Consider the following 14,911-nt stretch of genomic DNA (forward strand, 5'->3'; position numbering starts at 1 on the left):
TGACCTCCTTGGTCCATCCCAAGCTTAGGCTCACTCCGGCTCAGGATTCCTCCTCGGCCGATTCGCTATCCGCTGCCTCCTGCGGGGTGACGTAGCGGGACAGCACGATCCCCAGCTCGTAGAGCAGCCATACCGGGAAGCCCAGGAGGACCTGGGAGATGATGTCGGGCGGGGTTATCAGGGCGGCCAGGATGAAGGCGCCGGCAAAAACGTAGCGGCGCTTGGCCCGCATGCCCTCCACCGTAACCATGCCCAAGCGCACCAGGGCCATGCAGACGATGGGGATCTCGAAGGAGGCGCCGAAGGCCAGGATCAGGGTCAGCGAGAAGCCCAGGTACTCCTTCATGGTGGGCATGGCCATGATCTCTTCGTTGGCGAAGCTCACCAGGAACTGGAACGCCAGGGGAAACACCAGGAAGAAGCTAAAGGCCGCCCCGAACAGGAACAGGAAGATGGACAGGATCAGAACCGGGAAGAACACCCGGCGTTCGTTCTTGTACAGGCCAGGCGCCACGAAGGCCCAGAACTGGTACAGCACCACGGGGATGGCGAGCAGGAAGCCCGTAAGCAGGCTGATCTTGAGGTAGGTGAAGAAGGCCTCGCCGGGGTTGGTGAAGATGAAGGAGGACCGCTCGGGCAGGGCCCGGGTCATAGGCTCGATGAAGAAGCTGAAGATCCGCTCCTTGAACGGATAGGCGGCCAGGAAGCCCACCAGCACCCCCGCCAAGGCCCGGGTCATGCGGGACTTCAGCTCCAGGAGATGACCGACCAGGGTATCCGATTGCTCTCCGGGGTCAGCCACGGTCCTTGTCACCCTTCGGTTGGTCCTTCTCCAGCTCCCGCTCCATGTCCTCGGCGGCTTCCCGCTCTGGATCCGCCTCCGGCTCCGGGACCTCGCCCTCGCCCGCCGGGGCCGCGGAAGCCTCACCCCCGCCCTCATCGGCGGTCGCGGGCTCCTCCTTCTGCCCCTCGGCGCCCGCTTCCTGGCCCCCCGTAGAGCCCTTTTCGGCCTTCCGGGAAGGGTCGGTGGCCTCGCGGGTCTCGCGGTCCACATCCTGCACGGACTTCCGGGTCTGCTCGAAGGATTCCCGCGTCTCGCGCTGGAGCTCGCTAAGGTGCAAATCCCGGTCCAGCTCGGACTTCATGCCGTCCAGATACTGCTTGGCCTGATGGAACCAGCCGCCCACCATCCGGGCCACCTCCGGAAAGCGCTCGGGACCCACCACCAACAGGAGGATGAGCCCGATCACCAGCATCTCGATGAAGCCGATATCAAACATGGCCCGAGGGGAACCTCAATAGGCGTGGACCGGGGCCGGCGGCCCCGAAGCCCGGGGGGTGCATGGGAGGGGCTACTTCTTCTCTTCTTCCTTCTGCTCCACCGTGCTGCCCTCGATGGTCTCGCCCTGGTTGTGCTCCAGGCCCTCCGGCTCCTTCTTCTCGTCCTTGGGACCACCGTCGTCCATGGACTGCCGGAAGCCGCGGATGCCCTTGCCCAGAGCGCTGCCGATCTCGGGCAGCTTGCCGGCGCCGAAGAACACCAGCACGATCACCAGAACGATCAACAGCTCGGGAATGCCGAATCCACCAAACATGGCCCATCCTCATGAAGTTTCGTTTGCGAATGCGGGCGGGCGCCTAGCTTCCGGTCCCGCCCCGGGCCGCCTTCTCCGTGTGCCCCGAGGTGCCGAAGCGGCGGTCCAGCTCGGCCAGCACCTCGTCCGGCCCCAATCCCTGCTCGGCCAGCATGATAAGGCAATGGAACCAGAGATCGGCGGTTTCCGAAACCACGGCGTTCCGGTCCTGCTCCCCGTCCTTGGCGGCCAGCAGGACCTCCGTGGCCTCCTCCCCCACCTTTTCCAGGATCTTGTTGCGCCCCTTGGCGTACAGGGAAGCCACGTAGGAGCTGCCGGCGGAGGCCCCCTTGCGCTCCTCGAGGACCGCCGCAATGCGCCGCAGGGTGTCACCCCCGTCCGGATCGGACTCCTTCGCGCCCCCCGGGGCGGGCTGCGTCTTCACCCAGGCGTCGCCCTCCAGGCGCTGGAAGAAGCAGTTGGCGCGCCCGGTGTGGCAGGCGGGCCCGGTCTGTTGCACGCGCAGGAGGACGGCGTCGTTGTCGCAGTCCAGGCGGACCTCCTCCACGGCCTGCAGGTGGCCCGAGCTCTCGCCCTTCCGCCACAGCTTGGACCGGGAACGGGACCAATAGGTTGCATAGCCGTCGCGAACCGTGGCCGCCAGGGCCTCCCGGTTCATGTAGGCCTGCATGAGGATCTCGCCCGACCGCGCCTCCTGGGCGATGGCCACCACCAGGCCGTTGTCGTCCCACTGCACCGCGTCCAGCCAGGCTTCCTCGCTCATTGGCGCACCTCGATGCCGGCGGCGGCCATGGCCTCCTTGGCCTCGGCCACGGAGTGCTCGCCGAAGTGGAAGATGGAGGCGGCCAGCACGGCGTCGGCGCCGCCGTCGCGCACCCCTTCCACCAGGTGCTCGAGGGTGCCCACGCCGCCGGAGGCGATCACCGGCACCGGGACGGCCTCCGTCACCGCCCGCGTCAGGGCCAGGTCGAAGCCGTCCTTGGTGCCGTCGCGGTCCATGCTGGTGAGCAGGATCTCGCCGGCGCCGCGCTCCACCACCTCCTGGGCCCAGGCCACGGCGTCGATGCCCGTGTCGGTCCGCCCGCCGTGGGTGAACACGTGCCACTCCCCCTCGCCGACCCGCTTGGCGTCGATGGCCACCACGATGCACTGGGAGCCGAAGCGGCGGGCGGCGGCGGTCACCACCTCGGGGTCCTTCACGGCGGCGGTATTGATGGCCACCTTGTCGGCGCCGGCGCGCAGCAGGCGGCGGACGTCGTCGCTGGTGCGCACGCCCCCGCCCACGGTGAGCGGGATGAACACCTCGGCGGCGACCTGCTCCACCACCTCCACGATGGTGTCGCGACCCTCGTGGCTGGCGGTGATGTCGAGGAACACCAGCTCGTCGGCACCGGCCTCGTCGTAGCGCCGGGCGATCTCCACCGGGTCCCCGGCATCGCGGATCTCGGTGAAGCGCACGCCCTTGACCACGCGCCCGGCGTCCACGTCCAGACAGGGGATCACGCGCTTAGCCAGCATGGTCTTCCGCCACCTCATTGGCCTCGACGAAGTCCAGGGTGCCCTCGTAGATGGCCCGCCCGGTGATGGCGCCGGTGATCCCCTCCCCCTCCACACCCTTCAGGGCGCGGATATCCGCCAGGGTGTGGATTCCGCCGGAGGCGATCACGGGGATGCGCAGGGAGCGCGCCAGCGCCGCCGTGGCCTCCACGTTGGGGCCGGTGAGCATGCCGTCGCGGCCGATGTCCGTGTAGACGATGGCCTCCACGCCGTAGTCCTCGAACTTCCGCGCCAGATCGGCCACGTCGTGGCCGGTCATCTTGGACCAGCCCTCCACCGCCACCTTCCCGTCGCGGGCGTCGAGGCCCACCATCACGTGGCCGGGGAACTCGGTGGCCGCCTGACGCACCAGGCCCGGATCGCGCACGGCGGCCGTGCCAAGGATCACGTAGCTGACCCCGGCGTTCAGGTGGGCCTCGATGGTCTCCAGGTCGCGGATGCCGCCGCCGAGCTGCACCGGCACGTCGCCGGCCTCGGCGGTAATGGCGCGGATGGCCGGCTCGTTCTCCGGCCGGCCGGCGAAGGCGCCGTTGAGGTCGACGATGTGCAGGCGCCGAGCCCCGGCCTCCAGCCAGCGCCGGGCGGTGGCCGCGGGGTCCTCGGAGTAGACCGTGGAGTCCTCCATCTCGCCCTGGCGCAGGCGCACGCAGGCGCCGTCCTTGAGGTCGATGGCGGGGATCAGCAGCATTGGCCCGCCTCCTTGGCGCGCGCGGGGTCCCAGGCGATGAAGTTGGCCAGCAGCTGCAAGCCGTGCCCGGAGCTCTTCTCCGGGTGGAACTGCGTGGCGAAGACGTTCTCCCGGGCCACCGCCGAGGTGAACTGGATGCCGTAGATGGTGGCCCCGGCGATGAGGTCCGGACCCGCCGGCTCCACGATGTAGGAATGGACGAAGTAGAACTGGCTGCCGTCGCCGATGCCGGCCCACAGGGGGTGCTCCGCCTCCATGAAGTGGACCCGGTTCCAGCCCATGTGCGGGACCTTCAGCCGGTGGCCGGCGTCGTCCACCATGGCCTCCTCCGGGAACGGCACCACCCGGCCGGGCAGGATGCCCAGGGCAGGGTGCTCGCCGTGCTCCAGGGAGGTCTCCATCAAGGCCTGCATGCCCAGGCAGATGCCGAGGAAGGGCTTGCTGGCGGCGGCCTCCGCCACCGCCTCGCGCAGGCCCTGCTCGTCGAGGGCCGTCAGGCAGTCGCGGATGGCGCCCACGCCGGGGAACACCACCCGGTCGGCGACCGCCACCTCGGCCGGCGTGGTGGCGATGGTTACGTCACCCCCCACGTGCTCCAGGGCCTTGGACACCGAGCGCAGGTTCCCCATGCCGTAGTCGATGACGGCGATGCGGTTGGCCATCACAGGCTACCCTTGGTGGAGGGCACGGCGCCCCCGGCGCGCGGATCCTCGGTCACGGCGAAGCGCAGGGCCCGGCCGAAGGCCTTGAAGGCGGACTCACTGATGTGGTGGGCGTTCTCGCCGCGCAGGTTATCCAGGTGCAGGGTCATCGCGGCGTGGTTCACCAGCCCCTGGAAGAACTCCTTGAGCAGGTCCACGTCGAAGTCGCCGATCCAGCCGCGCGCGAACACCAGGTGGTACTCCAGGCCGGGCCGCCCGGACAGGTCCACCACCGCCCGGGACAGGGATTCGTCCAGGGGGCAGTAGGCGTGGCCGTAGCGATAGATGCCCCGCTTGTCGCCCACCGCCTGGGTGAGCGCCTGCCCCAGGGTGATGCCCACGTCCTCCACCGTGTGGTGGGCGTCGATCTCCAGGTCGCCCTCGGCGCGCACCATCAGGTCCATGGCGCCGTGACGGGCGATCTGGTCGAGCATGTGGTCGAGGAACGGCACGCCGGTGGCGACGTCGCACTGGCCGGTGCCGTCCAGCTCCAGGGTGATGCGGATGTCCGTCTCCGCAGTGGTGCGGGTGACCTCGGCGCGGCGCGCGCTCATTCGTCCTTCTCCCCGTCGCTCTTCTCCGGGCCGCCCGCCCGCACGCGATACTCCGCGGAATGGGCGTGGGCGGTGAGCCCCTCGGCGCGTGCCAGCACGGCGGCCATGGCCCCCAGCTCGCGCGCGGCGTCGGGGCTGCAGCCGATGAGGCTGGTGCGTTTCTGGAAATCGTAGACGCCGAGCGGCGAGCTGAAGCGGGCCGTGCCCTCGGTGGGCAGCACGTGGTTGGGCCCGGCCACGTAGTCGCCCATGGCCTCGGCGGTGTGCCGGCCCAGGAACACCGCCCCGGCGTGGCGCACCTCCTCCAGCAGGGAGTCGGGCTCGGCCACGGACAGCTCCAGGTGCTCGGGGGCGATGCGGTTGGCCACCGCCACCGCCTCCTGGAGGTCCGCCACCCGGATCAGGGCGCCCCGGTCCTCCAGGGAGCGCCGGGCGATCTCGGCGCGGTTCAGGGTCTCCAGCAGGCTGCGCAGGCTGTCGGCCACCTTGTCCAGGTGCTGGGCGTCGGGGGTGATGAGGATGGCCTGGGCGTTCTCGTCGTGCTCCGCCTGGGAGAGCAGGTCCATGGCCACCCAGTCGGGATCGGTATGCCCGTCGGCCACCACCACGATCTCGCTGGGCCCGGCGATCATGTCGATACCCACCCGGCCGAACACCAGGCGCTTGGCGGTGGCCACGTACCGGTTGCCCGGCCCCACGATCTTGTCCACCGCGGGCACGGTCTCGGTACCGTGGGCCAGGGCCGCCACCGCCTGCGCGCCGCCGATGGTGAAGGCCAGGTCCACGCCGGCCACCGCGGCGGCGGCCAGGACTAGGTCGTGCACCTCGCCGCCGGGGGTGGGCACGGTCATCACGATCTCGCCCACCCCCGCCACCTTGGCGGGGATGACGTTCATGAGCACGGTGGAGGGATAGGCGGCGGTGCCGCCGGGGATGTAGACCCCCACCTTGTCCAGGGGGGTCACCTGCTGCCCCAGCCGCGTGCCGGAGTCGTCCACGTAGGACCAGCCGCGATCCTTCTGCCGGGCGTGGAAATCGCGTATGCGCGCCGCCGCTCCCTCCAGGGCCTCGCGCTGCTCGGCGGGGATCCGCTCCAGGGCCGCTTCCATGCGATCCCGGCTGATCTCCAGGGAGGCCATGGTGGAGTGCTCCACCCGATCGAACTGGTGGGTGTAATCCAGCACCGCCGCGTCGCCCTCGTCGCGCACCCGGTCGAGGATGGCGCGGACCGTGGCCTCCACCTCGCGGTCCGCCTCCTCCTCCCAGGCCAGCAGGGCGTCCAGGTCGCGGGAAAAGTTGCTGTCCGTGCTGTCCAGGCGGCGGATGTTCATGGCTCGCTCCGGCTTTTATCCCGTTGTAGGAGGGGCGCCCTCGCCCCGCCCCTTACCCGGCCTGCGCGGTGCATCGCGGCGGCCACGCCGCTACCTCGGGCCCTACGGCCCTGAAATCGTGGCTTCGCGTGCGCCTCAGGAGGCCTTGTCCTCCAGCACCCCGGCCAGGCTGTCGATCAGGTCGGAGACCAGGGGATGCTTGAGCTTGAGGGCGGCCTTGTTCACCACCAGGCGGCTGGAGATGCCGAACAGGGTCTCCACCTCCACCAGGCCGTTCTCCTCGAGGGTTCGGCCGCTGCTCACCAGGTCCACGATGCGGTCCGCCAGCCCCACCAGGGGCGCCAGCTCCATGGAGCCGTAGAGCTTGACGATCTGGGTCTGGACCCCCTGGCGGGCGAAGAAGTCCCGGGTAATGTTCGGGTACTTGGTGGCGATCCGCACCCGGTCCCAGCGGCTCGGGTCGTCCCCCGCGGCCATCCCCTCGGGCTCGGCCACCACCATGCGGCACTTGCCGATGCCCAGGTCCAGGGGCTCGTAGAGGTCGGCCCCCTGCTCCAGGAGCACGTCCCGCCCCGCCACGCCCACATCGGCGGCGCCGAACTCAACGTAGGTGGGCACGTCGGTGGCGCGGACGATGACCAGCTCCACCCCGGGGCGGTTGGTGCCCACCACCAGCTTGCGCGAGGCGTCCGGGTCCTCGCTGGGACGGATGCCCACCCGCTCCAGCAGGGGCAGGGTGTCCTCCAGGATGCGGCCCTTGGACAGGGCGATGGTCAGCTTGGCATCGAGCATGGGGAGGCTCTTTTTAGTGAGAAACATTCTAACCGCCAAGTACGCCAAGCGCGCCAAGAACGGCACAAGCGAAAAACAAAAAAGAAGTTTAAATTCGTTTGAAAATCAGGCTATAGCATTCCTGGAAAGCGGCCTCTCCAAAAAAGATGGATAGCCTTTTTCTGTTTTCTACTTGGCGTTCTTGGCGTCCTTGGCGGTTCAATCCGTGACGTTTTTCACGCAGGCATGCGGCGCACGTCCGCGCCGAGCAGGGCCAGCTTCTCCTCGATGCGCTCGTAGCCGCGGTCGATGTGGTAGATGCGCTCCACCACCGACTCTCCTTCCGCCACCAGCCCGGCCAGCACCAGGCTGGCCGATGCGCGCAGGTCGGTGGCCATCACCGGGGCGCCGGTGAGGGTCTCCACCCCCTGCACGATGGCGGTATTGCCGGAGAGCTCGATGTCCGCGCCCATGCGCTGGAGCTCCTGGACGTGCATGAAGCGGTTCTCGAATACGGTCTCGGTGACCGTGGAGCCGCCCTCCGCCAGGGTGTCCAGGACCATGAGCTGGGCCTGCATGTCCGTGGGGAAGCCCGGGTAGGGCTGGGTGCGCAGGTTCACCGCCCGCGGGCGGCGGTCCATCTGCACCCGCACCCAGTCGCCGCCCTCGGTGACCTCGGCGCCCATCGCCCGCAGCTTCTCGCTCACCGCCTCCACGTGGTCGGGCTCGGCGTTGCGCAGGGTGACGTCGCCGCGGGTCAGGGCGGCGGCGGCCATGTAGGTGCCGGCCTCGATGCGGTCCGGCAGCACACGGTGCTCCACCCCGTGCAGGCGCTCCACCCCCTCGATGACCAGCTCGTCGGTGCCGATGCCGGAGATCCGGGCGCCCATCTTGTTCAGGCACTCGGCGAGGTCGGAGACCTCCGGCTCACGGGCGGCGTTCTCCAGCACCGTGGTGCCCTCGGCCAGGGTGGCGGCCATCATGAGGTTCTCGGTGCCGGTGACCGTGGTCTGGTCGAAGAAGAAGCGCGTGCCCTTGAGGCGCGAGGCGCGGGCCTTGATGTAGCCCTCCTCCACCTCGATCTCGGCGCCCATGGCCTCCAGCCCCTTTAGGTGGAGGTTCACCGGCCGGGTGCCGATAGCGCAGCCCCCCGGCAGGCTAACCTCCGCCTCGCCGTAGCGGGCCAGCAGGGGCCCAAGCACCAGGATGGACGCCCGCATGGTCTTCACCAGCTCGTAGGGCGCCCGCAGGGACGTCAGGTCCGTGGCGTCCACCTCCACGCTCATGCGCTCGCCGATGATCACCCGCGCGCCGAGCTGGCCCAGCAGCTCGATGGTGGTGGTCACGTCGCGGAGGTGGGGCACGTTCGCGAAATACATCGGAGCCTCGGCCAGCAGGGAGGCCGAGAGCAAGGGCAGCGCGGCGTTCTTCGCCCCGCTGACCAAGGTCTCGCCCTCCAGCCGGTTACCCCCCCGTAGGATGATCTTATCCACTAACCTCTCGCCTACCTTAGCTCCGCAAACCCCTTCCCCTGTTGCCCGGGAAAGGGACCCGCATTGGATACCGGATTGCACAAGGAGGCAATTAAACCACACATCCGGGAGGGGCAGCCACCGCCGGGCCGCAAACAGCTCGGCCGCCCGAGAGGGCGGCCGAAAGGCTCCGCAACGGAGCGGCCGGAGACCTACTTCAGCATGGTCTCCAGCTCACCGTTCTGGTACATCTCCAGCATCAGGTCGCTGCCGCCGACGAACTCGCCGTCGATGTAGAGCTGCGGGATGGTGGGCCAGTCGGCGTATTCCTTGATGCCCTCCCGGACGCTGTTGTCCTCCAGCACGTTCACGTCCTGGAAGTCCACACCCAGGTTCTGGAGGATCTGCACCGCACGCCCGGAGAAGCCGCACTGCGGGAAGTCCTTGGTGCCCTTCATGAACAGGACCACCTTGTGGCCGTTGACGTAGCCCTCGATCTTCTCGTTAACCGCTGTATCCATCGCCTGCTCTCCTCCTTCCCGGTTCCCATCTAGCTGGGATTGTTGGCCTCGACCATGGCCCGGTACTGCTCCGGGGTGAACGTCTTCACCTCCAGGGCGTGAAGCTCGCTCTTGAGCTCCTCGCCCAGGGCGCCGTAGACCTTCCGGTGCTGTTTGACCCGGGGCATGCCCTCGAATTCCTCGGCCACCACCAGCACGCCGAAGCGGTCCCCTTCGCCTTGGACGACCACCTGGGCCTCCGGCAGCTCGGCCTGGATCTTGGCCTTAACCGTTTCCGCGTCCATTGAATCGCATTCCTTGAGTCATTTACTCGGATTTTCCAATCCTACCTGATTTCCCCCAGGGCGGGGAACCTTATATTACCGACTTCTTATGCCTTCCGGAAACGCCCCCCCTGGCCGCGTGGATGTTCTCCGGTTGCTGCCATCCCATTCGGATACCTTCACCCGGACCCGAGGGGCTTCCTACCCGGTTTCGAGAATTATTCTCATTTGTATTGACACCCGGGCGAGCCCCGGGTAGAGTTTTGCTTAAATTAAATGGTAAGCGTTCTCATTTAATACCCCACAAAGGAGAACCCGCATGCGCAAGGTACCCGCGATCATGGCCTCGGCCCTGGCCGCCTCGGGCCTCGCCCTGCCCGCCCAGGCCCAGGACAGCGCCGACCAGCAGCGGCTGGAGGAGCTGGAGCGGAAGGTGGACATCCTCTCCGAGGAGATCGAAGGCCAGCGCCGCGAAGGCCTCGTCTCCGAGGAGTACGACTACCAGCCCGCCTACGGAGTCGGACCCGCCGGCGCCAAGATCTACTCCGTGGACCAGGGCCTGTCCATCGGCGGCTACGGCCACGGCTTCTACAAGAACTCCTCCATCGACGGCGCCGACGAGACCGACTTCTACCGCCAGATCTTCTACTTCGGCTACCGCTTCAACGACTGGATCCTACTCAACACCGAGATCGAGATCGAGCACGTCGAAGAGATCTACGTGGAGTTCGCCTACCTGGACTTCCTCCTTCACGAAAAGGCAAACCTGCGCGCCGGCATGATGCTGTCGCCACTGGGCTTGGTGAACGAGATCCACGAGCCGCCGACGTACTTCGGCAACATCCGCCCCGAGGTGGAGAAGCGCATCATCCCCACCACCTCCCGGGAGAACGGCGTGGGCCTGTGGGGCAACCTCACCGACACCCTGGAGTACCGGCTCTACGTGCAGAACAGCTTCAACGCCATTAACGGTAATGGTGAGTCCACCATCGGCGCGGGCGACATCCGGGGCGTGCGCCAGAAGGGCGCCGAGGCTCAGGCCGACGACCTGGCCGTCACCGGGCGTCTGGACTGGAAGCCGATTCCGGGCGTGATCCTGGGCGGCTCCTTCTGGAGCGGCGACATGGGCCACGAGCAAACATTATTCGCAGACGGTCAAGGCCCCGACTCAGACAATCCCAACCCCCTTGGAAGCCCCGACGTGCACATGGACCTCTACGAGGCCCACGCCCAGTACAAGCGCCACGGCTGGTGGCTGCGGGGCATGTTCGCCCAGGCCAAGATCGACGACACCCAGGCGCTCTCCGACTCGCTCGGCAGCGGCGTGAGCGACACCATGACCGGCTGGTATGCTGAGGCGGGCTACGACATCATGCCGCACATCGCCGACCTCCCCGAGCAGTCGCTGTATCCCTGGGTGCGCTACACCGACCTGGACACCAACTCCGACGTGCCCTCGGGCTACCCCGAGGACCCGGCCCAGGACCGCGTCATCACCGAGGCCGGCCTGCACTACATGCCCCACCCCAACGTGGCGGTGAAGGCCGAGGTCAAGATGTTCAACAGCGAAGCACCGGCCGAGGACGCGAACAACCAGACCGAGTACCTGGTGGGTATCGGCTATAACTTCTGAGCCCGGCCGCATAGCGGGCAATGCGAGCACGCCCGGCCCCGCCGGGCGTGTACCTATTGGGAGGATCCAGCCAATGGCGAACCGAACGAGGCTGAGCCGGCTGCCGGCCGCCCTGCCCCTGGTTTTGGCGCTGCTGGTGGGCGGCCTTTCCGCCGGCCGCGCAGAGGTGCTGATGGGCAAGGAGGAGGCGCTGGCCGCCGGCCTGCCGGGGGCGGCGGAGGTGGAGAAGGAGACCCTGTATCTCTCCGAGGAGGAGCGTGCGGAGATCCAGGAGCGCGCCGACGCCAAATTGGAGAGCCGGCTGTTCACGGTCTACAAGGGCCTGGACGGCGACACCGTCACCGGCTACGCCTTCATCGACACGCGCACCATCCGCACCAAGCCCGCCACCTTCATGGTGGTCCTGAGCCCGGAGGGCAAGGTCCGCCAGGCCCGTGTGCTGGCCTGGGAAGAGCCGCCGGAATACAAGCCCGGTGAGCGCTGGCTGGCCCAGTTCGAGGGCCACGGCCTGGAGCCGCACACCCGGCTGGGCGGCGAGATCCAGTCCATGAGCGGCGCCAGCCTTACCTCCCGGACCCTTACCGACGGCGTGCGCCGGGCCCTGGCCGTGCACACGGTCAAGCTGGCGGAGTACCGCTGAATGCGCTTCACCGTCACCGGCGAGCAGCGCAAGAACGACTTCCTGCGCACCGTGATCCTGCTGTTCCTCGGCTACATCCTGCTGCACTGGGTGAGCAACGGCGCCATGTACTTCCTCAACATGACGCTCACCTACGACTCGGTGGTGCACTACTACCTGGGCAACCCCGACGAGTTCAGCAAGCCCCGCAGCTACGAGGGCATGCTGGAGGTGGCCCACTTCCACCTGTTCGCCATGGGAATCCTGCTCATCACCCTGGTCCATCTCATGCTGTTCGCGCCGCTGTCGGACCGGGCCAAGCAGATGGGCATCTGGCTGCCGTTCCTGTTCGCCGTGGGCAACGAGGGCGCCGGCTGGCTGGTGCGCTTCGCCGCCCCGGAGTTCGCCTACCTGAAGATCGTCACCTTCCTGGGCCTGGAGCTGAGCCTGCTGTGGGTCATGGGGGTGACCATGTGGTCCCTGGCCACCAACCGGCGCGGCGGCTACCGGGTGCGCACCACCTCCGGCTGAGACGGCCACGGGCGCCAACCGCGGAGACGCGGAGAGCGCCGAGGGGAAACACCAGGGACAACGGCGCCGGGAGCGGGATTGTGGGAGCGGCTACCAGCCGCGACTTCCCCTAGCTCCCGTTTATCGCGGTCGCGGACCGCTCCCACAGGGGCGCGGAGGACGGCAACGGCGGTGAATGCTGGGGTCAGGCTATTGTAGGAGCGAAGGTTTCCGCCGCGACAATTGCCCAAATAAGCCGAGGTCGCGGCGGGCGCCGCCGCTCCTACAGGAGGCTCCGATCCGGATTCCTGTTTGCCTGCTCCGCAGTCTCCGCGCCTCCTCGGTCCCCCCGGGAGACTAGCTCCGCATCTTGTAGCCCGTGCCCAGCATCCACAACGCCGCCGCCGAGAGCAGCACCAGGAAGCCCACCACGAAGGCGAAGCTGAAGGCCAGGGAGACGTCCGAGTGGCCGATGAAGCCCGCCCGGAAGCCATCGATCATGTAAAAGAAGGGGTTGAGGTGGGAGACGCCGCGCCAGAAGGCGGGCAGGTCGTTGATGGAGTAGAACACCCCGGAAAGGAAGGACAGGGGCACCACGAAGAAGTTGGTGAAGGCGGCGATCTGGTCGAACTTCTCCGCCCAGATGCCGGCGATGACGCCGAACGCGCCCATCACCGAGCTGGCCAGGAACGCGAACAGCAGGATGGCGCCCAGGTGGTCCAGGCTCAGGTCCACGAAGAAGATGGCCACGATGTAAACGCTCACCCCCACCAGCATGCCCCGGATGGCTGCGGCCAGCACGAAGGCCAGGTAGAACTCCAGGCTCGACAGGGGCGGCAGCAGGATGAAGACCACGTTGCCGGTGACCTTGGACTGGATCAGGCTCGACGAGCTGTTGGCGAAGGCGTTCTGGATGATGGACATCATCATCAGGCCGGGCACCAGGAACTCCGTGTACGACACCCCCGGGTAGACGTTGACCCGGTCCTCCAGCACGTAGCTGAAGATGAGCAGGTACAGGAGGGTGGTGACCATGGGGGAGAACACGGTCTGTACCCCCACCTTCCAGAAGCGCATCACCTCCTTGCGCAGCAGGGTCAGGAAGCCGGTGAGGTTGAACTCCATCATGTGACATCCTCGGGGCTGAGCTGCTCGCCGGTGAGGCGGCGGAAAACGTCCTCCAGCGAGGGGCTACCGGTCTGCAGGTCCGTGACGGCGATGCCGGCGTCCTGGAAGCGGTTGAGCAGCTCCACGGGATTGTGCTCTTCCTTGTCGAACCGCAGGCGCACCTGCCTGCCCTCCCGCTCCGCCACGAAGGGCGCCAGGATCTCCGGAACCTCCGCGCCGGCGTCGGCCAGGGTGACGCACAGGGAGCGGGTGGTGTCCCGGGCCAGCAGCGCGTCCTTGGTGTCGAGGGCCTGCACCTCGCCGTGGTGGATGATGGCGATGCGGTCGCAGAGCTCCTCCGCCTCCTCCAGGTAGTGGGTGGTGAGCACTACCGTCATGCCCTCGTCGTTCAGGCGCTGGGCGAACTCCCAGAGGCTGTGGCGCAGCTCCACGTCCACCCCCGCGGTGGGCTCGTCGAGGATGGCGATGGAGGGCCGGTGGGCCAGGGCCTGGGCGATCAGGACCCGCCGCTTCATGCCGCCGGAGAGCTGGCGCATGTTGGCGTCCCGCTTGTCGTCCAGCTCCAGGGCATTCAGCAGCTCGTCCAGCCAGCCGCCCATGTTCCGCACGCCGAAGTAGCCGGCCTGGTTGCGGATCACCTCCTCCACGGTGAAGAAGGGATCGTAGACCACCTCCTGGGGCACCACGCCGATGCTGCGGCGGGCTTGGCGAAAGTCCCGGACGGTGTCGTGGCCGAGCACCTCCACCCGGCCGCCGTCGGGCACCACCAGGCCGGCGATGGTGCTGATAAGGGTGGACTTGCCCGCCCCGTTGGGTCCAAGCAGGCCGAAGAACTCGCCCTTCTGGACCTCCAGGTCGATGCCCTTCAGGGCCTGGAGCCTGCCGAAGCTCTTGCGGATGCCCTGGATGCTGATGGCTGCCTGGCTCATGCAGGCGCTCCCTGAGGTTTCTGTTCGAGAAAAAGCGGATATGCTAACGCAAAAGGGCCGCTGCGGGCACGGGCCCCCAGCCGTGCGGGCCGGGGGCCGGCTTGCGGGCCACCCGGTTTGGCCTTATGGTTGCACCCCCGTCAATCCCGAGCGATCGTCTGCGGGAATCTCCAGGCTAACGGTAACGGAAGGAGTCGGCTCATGGCGCGCACGGTGCACTGTGTCTACCTGGGACGGGAGGCCGAGGGCATGGACCGCCCGCCCCTGCCGGGGGAGCTCGGCCAGCGCATCTACAACAACGTCTCCAAGGAGGCCTGGCAGCAGTGGCTGCAGCACCAGACCATGCTGGTGAACGAGATGCGCCTGAACCTGATGGACCCCAAGGCCCAGCAGTACCTCCAGGCCCAGATGGAGCACTTCTTCTTCGGCGAGGGCGCCGAGATGCCCGAGGGGTACGTGCCGCCGGACGAGAAGTCCTAGCCAGTCGGTCGGCGAAGCCCACTCCCGGCATCGTAAAGCGGCGCCGTGGGAGCCCGCTTCAGCGGGCGATCCCAGACCGGGCCCTTATCCTCTCTACTGCGGTCTGCCCGCTAAAGCGGGCTCCTACGGGAGGAACGGGCATCGGCGGGAGCCGCCCCT

19 protein-coding genes are annotated in these 14,911 nt (G+C 67.8%); 4 read left to right on the forward strand and 15 right to left on the reverse strand.

Annotation, left to right across the window (positions count from 1 at the left end; genetic code table 11):
• Nucleotides 1–40 precede the first annotated feature (40 nt).
• From tatC to AN478_RS05430, 13 genes are all read right to left on the reverse strand, one after another.
• Complete coding sequence (tatC, locus tag AN478_RS05370) at nucleotides 41–802, reverse strand: twin-arginine translocase subunit TatC (RefSeq protein WP_231627337.1); 762 nt, start codon at nucleotides 800–802, stop codon at nucleotides 41–43.
• Complete coding sequence (gene tatB, locus AN478_RS14330; RefSeq protein WP_054965595.1) at nucleotides 795–1,280, reverse strand: Sec-independent protein translocase protein TatB; 486 nt, start codon at nucleotides 1,278–1,280, stop codon at nucleotides 795–797. The genes tatC and tatB overlap by 8 nt, the downstream gene beginning before the upstream one ends.
• Before the next feature lie 72 nt (nucleotides 1,281–1,352).
• Entirely contained in the window at nucleotides 1,353–1,595 is a 243-nt protein-coding gene (gene tatA / locus AN478_RS05380) for a twin-arginine translocase TatA/TatE family subunit (protein ID WP_054965596.1), read from the reverse strand.
• A gap of 43 nt (nucleotides 1,596–1,638) precedes the next feature.
• Nucleotides 1,639–2,358, reverse strand: coding sequence for a bifunctional phosphoribosyl-AMP cyclohydrolase/phosphoribosyl-ATP diphosphatase HisIE (gene hisIE, locus AN478_RS05385; protein WP_054965597.1), 720 nt, complete (start codon nucleotides 2,356–2,358; stop codon nucleotides 1,639–1,641).
• Nucleotides 2,355–3,113 (reverse strand): imidazole glycerol phosphate synthase subunit HisF, encoded by a 759-nt coding sequence (hisF, locus tag AN478_RS05390; protein ID WP_054965598.1) that lies wholly within the window; start codon nucleotides 3,111–3,113, stop codon nucleotides 2,355–2,357. The genes hisIE and hisF overlap by 4 nt, the downstream gene beginning before the upstream one ends.
• Nucleotides 3,103–3,840, reverse strand: a complete 738-nt coding sequence (hisA, locus tag AN478_RS05395) for a 1-(5-phosphoribosyl)-5-[(5-phosphoribosylamino)methylideneamino]imidazole-4-carboxamide isomerase (protein WP_054965599.1) — start codon at nucleotides 3,838–3,840, stop codon at nucleotides 3,103–3,105. The genes hisF and hisA overlap by 11 nt, the downstream gene beginning before the upstream one ends.
• On the reverse strand, nucleotides 3,831–4,502 hold the full coding sequence (gene hisH, locus AN478_RS05400; protein ID WP_054965600.1) for an imidazole glycerol phosphate synthase subunit HisH: 672 nt from the start codon (nucleotides 4,500–4,502) through the stop codon (nucleotides 3,831–3,833). The genes hisA and hisH overlap by 10 nt, the downstream gene beginning before the upstream one ends.
• Complete coding sequence (gene hisB / locus AN478_RS05405) at nucleotides 4,502–5,095, reverse strand: imidazoleglycerol-phosphate dehydratase HisB (protein WP_054965601.1); 594 nt, start codon at nucleotides 5,093–5,095, stop codon at nucleotides 4,502–4,504. The genes hisH and hisB overlap by 1 nt, the downstream gene beginning before the upstream one ends.
• Nucleotides 5,092–6,426 (reverse strand): histidinol dehydrogenase, encoded by a 1,335-nt coding sequence (gene hisD / locus AN478_RS05410; protein ID WP_054965602.1) that lies wholly within the window; start codon nucleotides 6,424–6,426, stop codon nucleotides 5,092–5,094. Before hisD ends, hisB begins: the two co-directional genes overlap by 4 nt.
• Nucleotides 6,427–6,561: 135 nt before the next feature.
• Nucleotides 6,562–7,218 (reverse strand): ATP phosphoribosyltransferase, encoded by a 657-nt coding sequence (hisG, locus tag AN478_RS05415; RefSeq protein WP_054965603.1) that lies wholly within the window; start codon nucleotides 7,216–7,218, stop codon nucleotides 6,562–6,564.
• Between the two features lie 215 nt (nucleotides 7,219–7,433).
• Nucleotides 7,434–8,690, reverse strand: coding sequence for a UDP-N-acetylglucosamine 1-carboxyvinyltransferase (gene murA, locus AN478_RS05420; RefSeq protein ID WP_054965604.1), 1,257 nt, complete (start codon nucleotides 8,688–8,690; stop codon nucleotides 7,434–7,436).
• 191 nt (nucleotides 8,691–8,881) lie between these two features.
• Entirely contained in the window at nucleotides 8,882–9,190 is a 309-nt protein-coding gene (gene grxD / locus AN478_RS05425; protein WP_054965605.1) for a Grx4 family monothiol glutaredoxin, read from the reverse strand.
• A 29-nt stretch (nucleotides 9,191–9,219) separates the two neighbouring features.
• The gene (locus tag AN478_RS05430; RefSeq protein WP_054965606.1) at nucleotides 9,220–9,474 is read right to left on the reverse strand and encodes a BolA family protein; all 255 of its coding nucleotides are present in this window, start codon (nucleotides 9,472–9,474) and stop codon (nucleotides 9,220–9,222) included.
• Between the two features lie 298 nt (nucleotides 9,475–9,772).
• Here AN478_RS05430 and AN478_RS05435 point away from each other — a divergent pair, with 298 nt between their 5' ends.
• From AN478_RS05435 to AN478_RS05445, 3 genes are all read left to right on the forward strand, one after another.
• The gene (locus AN478_RS05435) at nucleotides 9,773–11,086 is read left to right on the forward strand and encodes a hypothetical protein (RefSeq protein WP_054965607.1); all 1,314 of its coding nucleotides are present in this window, start codon (nucleotides 9,773–9,775) and stop codon (nucleotides 11,084–11,086) included.
• 73 nt (nucleotides 11,087–11,159) lie between these two features.
• Complete coding sequence (locus AN478_RS05440) at nucleotides 11,160–11,726, forward strand: FMN-binding protein (protein WP_054965608.1); 567 nt, start codon at nucleotides 11,160–11,162, stop codon at nucleotides 11,724–11,726.
• The gene (locus AN478_RS05445) at nucleotides 11,727–12,236 is read left to right on the forward strand and encodes a hypothetical protein (protein WP_054965609.1); all 510 of its coding nucleotides are present in this window, start codon (nucleotides 11,727–11,729) and stop codon (nucleotides 12,234–12,236) included.
• Nucleotides 12,237–12,572: 336 nt separating this feature from the next.
• On the opposite strand, the gene AN478_RS05450 is transcribed toward AN478_RS05445, so the two are convergent.
• Together AN478_RS05450 and AN478_RS05455 are read right to left on the reverse strand one after the other, a co-directional pair.
• Nucleotides 12,573–13,343: an ABC transporter permease gene (locus AN478_RS05450; RefSeq protein WP_054965610.1), complete on the reverse strand. Its 771-nt coding sequence runs from the start codon at nucleotides 13,341–13,343 to the stop codon at nucleotides 12,573–12,575.
• Nucleotides 13,340–14,272, reverse strand: coding sequence for an ABC transporter ATP-binding protein (locus AN478_RS05455; RefSeq protein ID WP_054965611.1), 933 nt, complete (start codon nucleotides 14,270–14,272; stop codon nucleotides 13,340–13,342). The genes AN478_RS05450 and AN478_RS05455 overlap by 4 nt, the downstream gene beginning before the upstream one ends.
• Nucleotides 14,273–14,473: 201 nt before the next feature.
• On the opposite strand from AN478_RS05455, the gene AN478_RS05460 reads away from it, so the two are divergent.
• A complete protein-coding gene (locus tag AN478_RS05460) occupies nucleotides 14,474–14,752 on the forward strand; it encodes an oxidative damage protection protein (protein ID WP_054965612.1) in 279 nt (92 codons plus the stop codon).
• The last annotated feature ends 159 nt before the right edge of the window (nucleotides 14,753–14,911 follow it).

The sequence above is a fragment of the Thiohalorhabdus denitrificans genome, assembly GCF_001399755.1.
Classification (GTDB): domain Bacteria; phylum Pseudomonadota; class Gammaproteobacteria; order Thiohalorhabdales; family Thiohalorhabdaceae; genus Thiohalorhabdus; species Thiohalorhabdus denitrificans.

What these genes read in the sequence shown, in the direction of transcription:
- tatB (WP_054965595.1), bottom strand. Translation starts at nt 1,280, where the DNA reads ATGTTTGATATCGGCTTCATCGAGATGCTGGTGATCGGGCTCATCCTC.
- tatA (WP_054965596.1), bottom strand. Translation starts at nt 1,595, where the DNA reads ATGTTTGGTGGATTCGGCATTCCCGAGCTGTTGATCGTTCTGGTGATC.
- hisIE (WP_054965597.1), bottom strand. Translation starts at nt 2,358, where the DNA reads ATGAGCGAGGAAGCCTGGCTGGACGCGGTGCAGTGGGACGACAACGGC.
- hisF (WP_054965598.1), bottom strand. Translation starts at nt 3,113, where the DNA reads ATGCTGGCTAAGCGCGTGATCCCCTGTCTGGACGTGGACGCCGGGCGC.
- hisA (WP_054965599.1), bottom strand. Translation starts at nt 3,840, where the DNA reads ATGCTGCTGATCCCCGCCATCGACCTCAAGGACGGCGCCTGCGTGCGC.
- hisH (WP_054965600.1), bottom strand. Translation starts at nt 4,502, where the DNA reads ATGGCCAACCGCATCGCCGTCATCGACTACGGCATGGGGAACCTGCGC.
- hisB (WP_054965601.1), bottom strand. Translation starts at nt 5,095, where the DNA reads ATGAGCGCGCGCCGCGCCGAGGTCACCCGCACCACTGCGGAGACGGAC.
- hisD (WP_054965602.1), bottom strand. Translation starts at nt 6,426, where the DNA reads ATGAACATCCGCCGCCTGGACAGCACGGACAGCAACTTTTCCCGCGAC.
- hisG (WP_054965603.1), bottom strand. Translation starts at nt 7,218, where the DNA reads ATGCTCGATGCCAAGCTGACCATCGCCCTGTCCAAGGGCCGCATCCTG.
- grxD (WP_054965605.1), bottom strand. Translation starts at nt 9,190, where the DNA reads ATGGATACAGCGGTTAACGAGAAGATCGAGGGCTACGTCAACGGCCAC.
- AN478_RS05430 (WP_054965606.1), bottom strand. Translation starts at nt 9,474, where the DNA reads ATGGACGCGGAAACGGTTAAGGCCAAGATCCAGGCCGAGCTGCCGGAG.
- AN478_RS05435 (WP_054965607.1), top strand. Translation starts at nt 9,773, where the DNA reads ATGCGCAAGGTACCCGCGATCATGGCCTCGGCCCTGGCCGCCTCGGGC.
- AN478_RS05440 (WP_054965608.1), top strand. Translation starts at nt 11,160, where the DNA reads ATGGCGAACCGAACGAGGCTGAGCCGGCTGCCGGCCGCCCTGCCCCTG.
- AN478_RS05445 (WP_054965609.1), top strand. Translation starts at nt 11,727, where the DNA reads ATGCGCTTCACCGTCACCGGCGAGCAGCGCAAGAACGACTTCCTGCGC.
- AN478_RS05450 (WP_054965610.1), bottom strand. Translation starts at nt 13,343, where the DNA reads ATGATGGAGTTCAACCTCACCGGCTTCCTGACCCTGCTGCGCAAGGAG.
- AN478_RS05455 (WP_054965611.1), bottom strand. Translation starts at nt 14,272, where the DNA reads ATGAGCCAGGCAGCCATCAGCATCCAGGGCATCCGCAAGAGCTTCGGC.
- AN478_RS05460 (WP_054965612.1), top strand. Translation starts at nt 14,474, where the DNA reads ATGGCGCGCACGGTGCACTGTGTCTACCTGGGACGGGAGGCCGAGGGC.